This is a genomic window from Sphingobium sp. TomTYG74, from assembly GCF_055393875.1.
This window is the reverse complement of sequence record NZ_AP027341.1, coordinates 688760-697678: the sequence shown is the minus strand read 5'-3', so window position 1 is coordinate 697678 and position 8919 is coordinate 688760. Positions and strand designations below refer to the sequence as shown.

At 60.3% G+C, this 8919-nt stretch carries 9 protein-coding genes; 5 read left to right on the top strand and 4 right to left on the bottom strand.

Annotated elements, in window-relative coordinates; genetic code table 11:
* Positions 1-101: 101 nt before the first annotated feature.
* Both ACZ5TB_RS03680 and ACZ5TB_RS03675 read right to left on the bottom strand, forming a co-directional pair.
* The gene (locus tag ACZ5TB_RS03680) at positions 102-1445 is read right to left on the bottom strand and encodes a UDP-glucose dehydrogenase family protein (RefSeq protein WP_464792044.1); all 1344 of its coding nucleotides are present in this window, start codon (positions 1443-1445) and stop codon (positions 102-104) included.
* 270 nt (positions 1446-1715) lie between these two features.
* On the bottom strand, positions 1716-2477 hold the full coding sequence (locus tag ACZ5TB_RS03675; protein ID WP_464792043.1) for a competence/damage-inducible protein A: 762 nt from the start codon (positions 2475-2477) through the stop codon (positions 1716-1718).
* Between the two features lie 90 nt (positions 2478-2567).
* Here ACZ5TB_RS03675 and map point away from each other — a divergent pair, with 90 nt between their 5' ends.
* From map to glnA, 3 genes are all read left to right on the top strand, one after another.
* Positions 2568-3398 (top strand): type I methionyl aminopeptidase, encoded by an 831-nt coding sequence (gene map / locus ACZ5TB_RS03670; RefSeq protein ID WP_464792042.1) that lies wholly within the window; start codon positions 2568-2570, stop codon positions 3396-3398.
* Positions 3399-3631: 233 nt separating this feature from the next.
* The gene (locus tag ACZ5TB_RS03665; protein WP_021319928.1) at positions 3632-3970 is read left to right on the top strand and encodes a P-II family nitrogen regulator; all 339 of its coding nucleotides are present in this window, start codon (positions 3632-3634) and stop codon (positions 3968-3970) included.
* Between the two features lie 103 nt (positions 3971-4073).
* The gene (glnA, locus tag ACZ5TB_RS03660) at positions 4074-5486 is read left to right on the top strand and encodes a type I glutamate--ammonia ligase (RefSeq protein WP_464779410.1); all 1413 of its coding nucleotides are present in this window, start codon (positions 4074-4076) and stop codon (positions 5484-5486) included.
* Positions 5487-5722: 236 nt separating this feature from the next.
* On the opposite strand, the gene ACZ5TB_RS03655 is transcribed toward glnA, so the two are convergent.
* A complete protein-coding gene (locus ACZ5TB_RS03655) occupies positions 5723-6367 on the bottom strand; it encodes a histidine phosphotransferase family protein (RefSeq protein WP_464779409.1) in 645 nt (214 codons plus the stop codon).
* 90 nt (positions 6368-6457) lie between these two features.
* The gene (locus tag ACZ5TB_RS03650) at positions 6458-6859 is read right to left on the bottom strand and encodes a M67 family metallopeptidase (protein ID WP_464792041.1); all 402 of its coding nucleotides are present in this window, start codon (positions 6857-6859) and stop codon (positions 6458-6460) included.
* Between the two features lie 17 nt (positions 6860-6876).
* Here ACZ5TB_RS03650 and ACZ5TB_RS03645 point away from each other — a divergent pair, with 17 nt between their 5' ends.
* Together ACZ5TB_RS03645 and rpoH are read left to right on the top strand one after the other, a co-directional pair.
* Positions 6877-7827 carry an RluA family pseudouridine synthase gene (locus ACZ5TB_RS03645; protein WP_464792040.1) on the top strand — a complete coding sequence of 317 codons (951 nt, stop codon included), beginning with the start codon at positions 6877-6879 and terminating at the stop codon, positions 7825-7827.
* 77 nt (positions 7828-7904) lie between these two features.
* Positions 7905-8816, top strand: coding sequence for an RNA polymerase sigma factor RpoH (gene rpoH, locus ACZ5TB_RS03640; RefSeq protein ID WP_196225951.1), 912 nt, complete (start codon positions 7905-7907; stop codon positions 8814-8816).
* Positions 8817-8919: the final 103 nt, after the last annotated feature.

Below are 8919 nucleotides of genomic sequence, written 5' to 3'. Positions count from 1 at the left end.
TAGCCCCTTGAGGGTCCTATACGAAGATTAACAAAAACTTCCGGTCAAGCACGGCTCATCGCAAAGCCGGAGCTTTTGCGATGAGCCGATACAGCTAGGCTTTATTCTGCTGCCTGGATGAGCGCTTCAGGCTCCGGTTCTGCGCCCCTGCCTACGCTGACATAGGAGAAGCCCGCCGCCTCCGCGTCGGCGGCCCGGTAGATGTTGCGAAGATCGACAAGGCCCTCGCCGATCATCACGGATCGCAGGCGCGGCAGGTCGAGCGCTCGAAGCGCATCCCATTCGGTGACGATCACCACGGCCGCAGCGCCCTGGGCGGCCTCATAGGGATTGGCGCAGAAATCGACGCCGCGCAGCATCGATCGAGCGGCTTCCATGCCTTCCGGATCATAGGCGCGAACCTGTGCGCCCGCATCCTGCAATGCCTGGATGATAGAGAGTGAGGGCGCGTCCCGCATATCGTCCGTGTTGGGCTTGAAGGTAAGGCCCAGCACGCCGATCGTCTTGCCGCGAACGGAGCCATTGCACACCGCTACCACCTTGCGGGCCATGGCGCGCTTGCGGCTTTCGTTGATCGCGACCGTCGTTTCGATAAGACGGATGGGCGCGCCTGCGTCCTCTGCGGTCTTCACCAGCGCCAGCGTGTCCTTGGGGAAGCAGGAGCCGCCATAGCCGGGACCAGCGTGAAGGAACTTGCTGCCGATGCGGTTGTCGAGGCCGATGCCACGCGCAACCTGCTGAACGTCCGCACCGACATGTTCGCACAGTTCGGCGATCTCGTTGATGTAGGTGATCTTCATCGCGAGGAAGGCATTAGCCGCATATTTGATGAGTTCGCTGGTGCGCCTGCCAGTGAACTGGATCGGCGCCTGGTTCAGGTAAAGCGGGCGATAGACCTCCTCCATTACCGGGCGCGCACGATCATCCTCAATGCCGATGACGATACGGTCGGGCCGCTTGAAATCCTGGATCGCCGCGCCTTCGCGCAGGAATTCGGGGTTGGAGGCGACGGCAAACTCCGCTGCAGGGTTGGCTTCGCGGATGATGCGATCAACCTCGTCCCCTGTTCCGACGGGAACAGTCGATTTGGTGACGACGACCGTAAAGCCGCGCAATGCGGATGCGATTTCGCGAGCGGCGTCATAGACGTAGCTAAGGTCGGCGTGACCATCGCCCCGGCGCGCGGGCGTTCCGACCGCGATGAAGACGACGTCCGCTTCTGCCACCGAAGCGGCCAGGTCCGTGGTGAAGGTGAGACGCCCCCCCTTCACATTGCGGGCAATGAGGTCGGCGAGCCCCGGCTCGTAGATCGGTACGCCGCCATCGCGCAGTACCTCGATCTTCGCAACGTCCTTGTCCACGCAGACGACATCATGCCCAAAGTCGGCAAGGCATGCGCCTGAAACCAGCCCAACATAGCCCGATCCGGTCATCACGATCCGCATCACCTATTCTCCTTAACAAGCGGCTCACCTTGCGCAGCGATCCAAAGAAAAAGGGCGCGAAAAGCCGATCCCGCGAGCGCGGAATTAATGGGCTTAGCCTTTCACCATGGATCGGATGCACAAGCGTAAAGCCCGACATCCAAAAGCTGGAACCAGCCAGCTATTGATGCAGCGCAGCATAGCGTTTCGTACCAAGTGCATGCAACGCAACCCGCCGCTAAGCAGACACATATGGGCGTGGAACCAGCCGGTTGCTGGTAGGAAACCGTGCTAGATGCCGCCAGCGACGACCGGCCAGCCGCCTTGCTCCAGTCGGGCACTCAAATCGGCAATGCACTGTTCCAGCGCTGCGGCCCGAGTTGAGCGGATAACGAAGTTTGCCCCCGTCCGGCCTTCCCGGAAGAAGGGATAGCTGCCGATCTGGCAGCCTTCATGCGTACGCTCCGTCGCGGCGAGAAGGTCGGCTATTTCGCTTTCCGCGACCCAGCAGCCAATCTGCGCCGATAGCAAGGGCTGTCCGCCCTCCAACGTGCCGGTCAGCATATCGAGCATGCCAGCCGTGATGTGCGGCACGCCCGCCATGATGAAGATATTGCCATGTCGAATGCCAGGCGCGCCCGACATGCGGTTTTCGATAAGGTCGGAACCGGCAGGCACCCTGGCCATGCGCAACCGCGCTTCGGTCAGCCCGCCGCGTGTTTCATAATAGCCCTGGAGCATGGCGCGGGCCTGGGGGTGAATTTCGACATCGACATCAAGGGCGCGGGCGATCGCATCGACGGTGATGTCGTCATGCGTCGGCCCGATCCCGCCGGTGGTGAACAGATAATCGTGGCGTGCCCGAAGCGCATTTACCGCTTCGACTATGGAGTCGCTGTCATCGGCGATCACGCGTACTTCCCGCAGCCTGATCCCCTGCACATTCAGCCAGGACGCGATCTGCGCGATATTCTTGTCCTGGGTTCGGCCGGACAGAATCTCGTCTCCGATCACGATCAGCGCGGCGGTCCAGATACGTTCGGTTGCGGGCATGAGGCTGGCCATAGCGTTTGACAGGTCGGCTGCCTAGCCCGACGCGATCGGGGCCTCGCAATATCCTGCTGCCCCGCCTATAACCGGGACATGACCGAATATATGACGATGACGGCCGATGCGCCGATTTCGCGATCGACCGCGATCAAATTGTATGACGCTGCTGGTTTCGAAGGCATGCGCAAGGCGGGACGGCTGGCTGCCGAAATCCTGGATGCGCTGGTGCCACATGTGGTGCCGGGCGTGACCACGGGCGAACTGGACGACATCGTCCGGCGCATGACACTCGACGGCGGCGGCGTGCCAGCCACCCTTGGCTATCGCGGCTATACGCACAGCTGCTGCATCTCACTGAACAATGTCATTTGCCATGGCATTCCCGGCGACATGAAGCTGAAGGATGGCGATATCCTGAATATCGACGTCACCCCCCTGGTCGATGGGTGGCACGGCGATACGAGCCGCATGTTCATCGTCGGCGAAGCCAGCATCAAGGCGCGGCGGCTGATCGAAGTGACCTATGAATGCCTGATGCTGGGCATCGAGCAAGCAAAGCCCGGCAATCATCTGGGCGACATCGGCCATGCTATTCAGAAGCACGCCGAAAAGCATCGCTATGGCGTGGTCCGCGATTTTTGCGGCCACGGTCTGGGCCGCGTATTTCACGACAGTCCCGAAGTCGTCCATGTCGGGCGTCCCGGCGCGGGGCCGGAACTGCGCCCCGGCATGTTCTTCACCATCGAACCTATGATCAACATCGGAAAGCCCGGCGTGAAGATGCTGGAAGATGGCTGGACCGCTGTTACGCGCGATCGCACGCTGTCCGCGCAGTTCGAACATAGCATCGGGATCACCGAAAATGGCTGCGAGATTTTCACGAAGAGCCCGGCGGGCCTGGACGCACCGCCTTATCTGAGTTGAAAAACCCTGCCTAAAAATCAGGCACCGCGGGACAATATTGCCTTCAAATCAGGCAATATGGACAAAGATTGCGGCATCGCCGAAAGCGTGGCGTAGCGATTCGCCGTTTGGCACGGTAATTGATTGTTGAAAGGCACGGCGCATGTCTCGGGGGCATGAAGATCGTCGCTTTTGAATGATGAGGGCGAAGATCACTTCGTCATCGCGCGCGCGTTTGAGTTGGGATTAGAGTGATGAAAAAGATCGAGGCGATCATCAAGCCGTTCAAGCTCGACGAGGTGAAGGAAGCGCTGCACGAAGTGGGCGTGTCCGGCATCACGGTTACGGAGGCCAAGGGCTTTGGCCGTCAAAAGGGCCATACCGAACTGTATCGTGGCGCTGAATATGTCGTCGATTTCCTGCCCAAGGTGAAGCTGGAGGTCGTCGTGGACGACTCGCTGGCGGACCGCGTGGTGGAGGCCATCTCCGCCGCCGCGCAAACCGGGCGGATCGGCGACGGCAAGATCTTCATCTCGGCAATCGAAGGCGCGGTTCGTATCCGCACCGGCGAGCGGGACAGCGACGCTATCTGATCCCTACCAGTTTTGATTTCGCGTCGGCTTCGTAGAGGAGCGGGCGAACTGCAACATCCACTACCCCTTCGGGGGGGCAAATATGAAAGAAGGGCAAGCGCACATGGCCAACACGCCAAAAGACATCCTGAAGATGATCGAAGAAAAGGAGATCGAGTGGGTCGATCTGCGCTTCACCGATCCCAAGGGCAAGTGGCAGCACCTGACCATGGTGTCTTCGGTCCTGGGCGAAGATGAGCTGAACGAAGGCCTGATGTTCGACGGTTCGTCGATCGAAGGCTGGAAGGCGATCAACGAGTCGGACATGATCCTGAAGCCCGACCTGGACGCGGTCTATGTCGATCCGTTCAGCGCAACCCCGATGCTGATCCTGTTCTGCGACATCGTCGAGCCCGACACTGGCGAACTCTACGCCCGTGACCCCCGTTCGACCGCGAAGCGTGCGGAAGCGTTCGTCAAGTCGGCCGGTTTCGGCGACACCGTCTATGTCGGCCCCGAAGCCGAATTCTTCATGTTCGACGATGTCCGCTTCAACAACGACTATAACGAGTCCTTCTACAAGATCGACGACATCGAACTGCCGACCAACACCGGCCGCGAATATGAGGGCGGCAACCTTGCCCACCGTCCGCGCGCCAAGGGCGGCTATTTCCCCGTCGCTCCGGTCGATCCGGCCACCGACATTCGCGCCGAGATGGTCACCACCATGCTCGAAATGGGCCTGCCCTGCGACAAGCACCACCATGAAGTGGCCGCTGCCCAGCACGAACTCGGCCTGACCTTCGGCACGCTGGTCCAGACTGCCGACCGCATGCAGATCTATAAGTATGTGGTGCAGATGGTCGCCCAGGCCTATGGCAAGACCGCGACCTTCATGCCGAAGCCTATCGCGCAGGACAACGGTTCGGGCATGCACACGCACATGTCGATCTGGGACAGCGGCAAGCCGCTTTTCGCGGGCGAAGGCTATGCCGGCCTCAGCGACATGTGCCTCTACTTCATCGGCGGTGTCATCAAGCACGCGAAGGCGCTGAACGCCTTCACCAACCCGACCACCAACAGCTACAAGCGCCTGGTGCCGGGCTTCGAAGCGCCGGTTCTGCTGGCCTATTCGGCCCGCAACCGTTCGGCTTCCTGCCGTATTCCGTACGGCGCGGGTTCGAAGGCAAAGCGCGTGGAATTCCGCTTCCCCGACGCGATGGCGAACCCCTACCTCTGCTACGCAGCGCTGCTGATGGCTGGTCTGGACGGCATCGAGAACAAGATTCATCCGGGTTCCGCGATGGACAAGAACCTCTATGACCTGCCGCCGGAAGAACTGAGCCAGGTGCCGACCGTCTGCGGTTCGCTGCGTGAAGCGCTGAACAGCCTGGAAGCTGATTATGAGTTCCTGCTGAAGGGCGACGTGTTCACCAAGGACCAGATCGAAGCCTATATCGAGCTGAAGTGGCCCGAAGTGTACCGCTGGGAAATGGCTCCCTCGCCGGTCGAATTCGACATGTACTACAGCGCCTGATTTTTTCAGGTTGCCGTCAAGAAAGAAGCTCGGTCACGCAAGTGGCCGGGCTTTTTCTTTGGGTAGGGCCAACGAAGTCAGAAACATTTGCACGCGGCAACGGATTACAAGGTGTTCGACAACCGCCTGAAGCCCTTCGGCCCGGATGCGGACCAAGGGTCGAATCGCTTCTTCATATCCGAAGAACAGTCGGGGAATATTATGACCTGAACAGGCGATGCCGGATCAGGACAGCTTCATCCGGGGATAGAAGCGCCGAAGAGCAGCACGGGCTCTCCGGCAGGCGATAGCGCAACCTCCCCTCCCGCGCTCGTCACCAGACTGCGGATCATCCACGCGGCCGCCGTCCGGGACGCGAGGCTGTCTTCCGGGAGCGTTCCTGCCAGAGCGGCGCGAAGATCGGGGTCCAGTACCAGCTTGGGACCTTCGGCACGAACCACGATTTCCGTCACGCCAGGCCGCTTCTCAGCGCCGATGTCCAGTTGGCCACCGCGCACCAGTGCGTCGCCCGCGATGAGGGCGAGGTTCAGCAACACCTTGACCGGCAGCTTGTCGAGCATGTCGTCTTCGACCAGCCAGCCAACCTTGACCCGGCCCGCCGCGAACATGCCCTCGATCGCGACGCGGGCTTCATGCGTGGGCACCGCATCGCCGAAGCCGCCCGCCGATCCGAAGGCAAGCCGGAAGAATTTCAGCTTGTTGGCCGAAGTTTTCGCGCTGTCGGCCAAAAGATCAAGGCAGCGCTGGCGCATTTCCGGGTCGGTTTCATCCGCCATCAGCTCCAGGCCGTTGTTAAGGGCACCAACCGGACTCAGCAGATCATGGCACAGGCGCGAACAAAGCAAGCTGGCAAATTCGATGCTGTCGGTCGGGTTGGTCATGAAGGGTTCTGCCGCCGGAATAACTGGAAGGAATGACAGGCTAATGCGCTGCCGGGCCAGATGATGCAACCCCGGCCTACCGCCTTTGCCTCACATGATGTCGAGCATAGCCTCGGAAAATGTCACCTTTTCCGTCCGCCCCATGCTCGCGATCCAAAGCCGCGCCTCCCCACGGCCTATGATAAGCCACAGGCTGCCGTCGGGGGCCGCGCAGGCCGCATCCGTCGCGGACGGTTCAGAGCAACCGCCAGGGTGCGAGTGATAATGGCCCATCACGGGTGGCCCACCCGCCCTCGCAGCCTTATGAGCGGCAAGGAGCGCTGCGGGATCAAGTTCGAAATGCCGTGAAGGATCAGGTGCGACATTTGCCGCCGGACGCGCTTCCGTGATGCAGCCGGAATGCCCCAGCAGCAGCCCGCAGACTTCGTCATCGCTTCCAGCAGCGTGAGACATGATCTGTTCCAGCAGCAATCTTGAAATGCGGACCATCATTCTTACATGCTTAACCAATGGGTTCGGGGGATTCTATCATCGAGACGACGATAGGCGAAGCGCAGCATGGGCTTCGCCTGGACAAGGCACTTGCCGAGCTGGTTCCGGAACTTTCACGCGAACGATTGAAGAGCCTGATCGTCGATGGTCAAGTGACATTCGCGGGGCGAACGCTGAGCCCGTCGATGAAGGTGGCCGCAAGTCAGACTTTTACGATCAGCGTTCCAGCGCCCATTGATGCCGAGGCGATCGCCCAGGATATTCCGCTGACCATCGTGCATGAGGATGCCGACCTGATCGTCGTCGACAAACCAGCGGGTCTGGTGGTCCACCCGGCGGCTGGCAATCTGGACGGGACGTTGGTGAATGCCCTGCTGCATCATTGTCGCGGGCAACTATCCGGCATCGGCGGCGTCGCTCGCCCGGGTATTGTCCATCGCATCGACAAGGATACGTCGGGTCTTCTGGTCGTGGCGAAGTCCGACCGAGCGCATGAAGGGCTGGCACAGCAGTTCAAGGCGCATAGCATCGACCGGCTATATGCAGCGATCGTCTACGGACATCCCCAACCGGCGGCCGGAACGATCGACACATGGATCGGAAGGTCGGATTCGGATCGCAAGAAAATGGCGGTCCATCGCGAAGGGCGTGGCAAACATGCCGTCACCCATTATCGCACCATAGAGCGCCTTGCCGGAGCGGCTTTGGTTGAATGCAGGCTGGAAACTGGACGGACCCATCAGGTGCGCGTTCACATGGCGCATCTGGGTCACCCCTTGATCGGCGATCCGGTTTACAGTAGAGAGAGAAAAGGTTTCAAAACGATACTGGAAACGATGCGTTTCAGAAGGCAGGCATTGCACGCGAAACAGCTGGGGTTCATACATCCCGCGACGGGGCAAAAACTTAGCTTTGACAGCGCACTGCCTGCCGACATGCAGGAACTGTTAAGCGAGCTCCACGTATAGTTTTTGACAAGTTTGCGACGGCGCATCGGATGCCTCTTCTGGGTCCCGCCGCGCACGAAAGGGAAAGGTGAAGCGACATGGCTGCAAAAAGCAATGTCCCCGCGGTTCCAGCGCTGGGCGGTGAAGCCAGCCTCAACCGCTATCTGTCGGAAATCCGCAAGTTTCCGCTGCTGACGCCTGAGCAGGAATATATGCTCGCCAAGCGTTATGCGGAACATCAGGATCCGGAGGCGGCGGCCCAACTGGTGACGTCCCATCTACGTTTGGTGGCGAAGATCGCCATGGGTTATCGCGGCTATGGCCTGCCGGTCAGCGAGCTGATTAGCGAAGGCAATATCGGCCTGATGCAGGGCGTGAAGAAGTTTGAGCCGGAACGCGGTTTCCGCCTGGCTACTTACGCCATGTGGTGGATTCGCGCGTCGATCCAGGAATTCATTCTTCGCAGCTGGTCGCTGGTGAAGATGGGCACCACTGCGGCGCAAAAGAAGCTGTTCTTCAACCTTCGCCGGATGAAGAACAATATCGAAGCGTTCGAGGACGGCGACCTGCATCCCGACGACGTCAAGAAGATCGCTACCGACCTGGGCGTGACCGAGGAAGACGTGGTCTCCATGAACCGTCGTATGGCGATGGGCGGCGACACGTCGCTCAACGTGCCGATGCGCGAGGACGGCGAAGGGCAATGGCAGGATTGGCTCGCCGACACCGATCCGTTGCAGGACGAGCTGGTCGCGGATGAGCAGGAAAAGACGCTGCGTCACGACATGCTGGTCGAGGCGATGGATGATCTGAACGATCGTGAAAAGCATATCCTTGCCGAGCGGCGTCTGGCCGAGGAGCCCAAGACGCTGGAAGAACTGAGCCAGGTTTATGGCGTGTCGCGCGAGCGTGTCCGCCAGATCGAGGTGCGCGCCTTTGAGAAGCTGCAAAAGGCCATGATGCGTATTGCTGGCGACAGGCTGGGCAAGATGCGGTTGGCACTGGCCTGACGCTCCTTACAATGAGTTAGAAAGCCCCGGAGTGATCCGGGGCTTTTTTTGTGGGCATTTCCGGCCCCCAGCTATGGCGGATTGCCTCGGCGGTGCGTGCCAA

Bases quoted from the DNA above. Each gene is read 5' to 3' on its own strand.
- ACZ5TB_RS03680 (WP_464792044.1), bottom strand. From the start codon at position 1,445: ATGCGGATCGTGATGACCGGATCGGGCTATGTTGGGCTGGTTTCAGGC.
- ACZ5TB_RS03675 (WP_464792043.1), bottom strand. From the start codon at position 2,477: ATGCCCGCAACCGAACGTATCTGGACCGCCGCGCTGATCGTGATCGGA.
- map (WP_464792042.1), top strand. From the start codon at position 2,568: ATGACCGAATATATGACGATGACGGCCGATGCGCCGATTTCGCGATCG.
- ACZ5TB_RS03665 (WP_021319928.1), top strand. From the start codon at position 3,632: ATGAAAAAGATCGAGGCGATCATCAAGCCGTTCAAGCTCGACGAGGTG.
- glnA (WP_464779410.1), top strand. From the start codon at position 4,074: ATGGCCAACACGCCAAAAGACATCCTGAAGATGATCGAAGAAAAGGAG.
- ACZ5TB_RS03655 (WP_464779409.1), bottom strand. From the start codon at position 6,367: ATGACCAACCCGACCGACAGCATCGAATTTGCCAGCTTGCTTTGTTCG.
- ACZ5TB_RS03650 (WP_464792041.1), bottom strand. From the start codon at position 6,859: ATGATGGTCCGCATTTCAAGATTGCTGCTGGAACAGATCATGTCTCAC.
- ACZ5TB_RS03645 (WP_464792040.1), top strand. From the start codon at position 6,877: ATGGGTTCGGGGGATTCTATCATCGAGACGACGATAGGCGAAGCGCAG.
- rpoH (WP_196225951.1), top strand. From the start codon at position 7,905: ATGGCTGCAAAAAGCAATGTCCCCGCGGTTCCAGCGCTGGGCGGTGAA.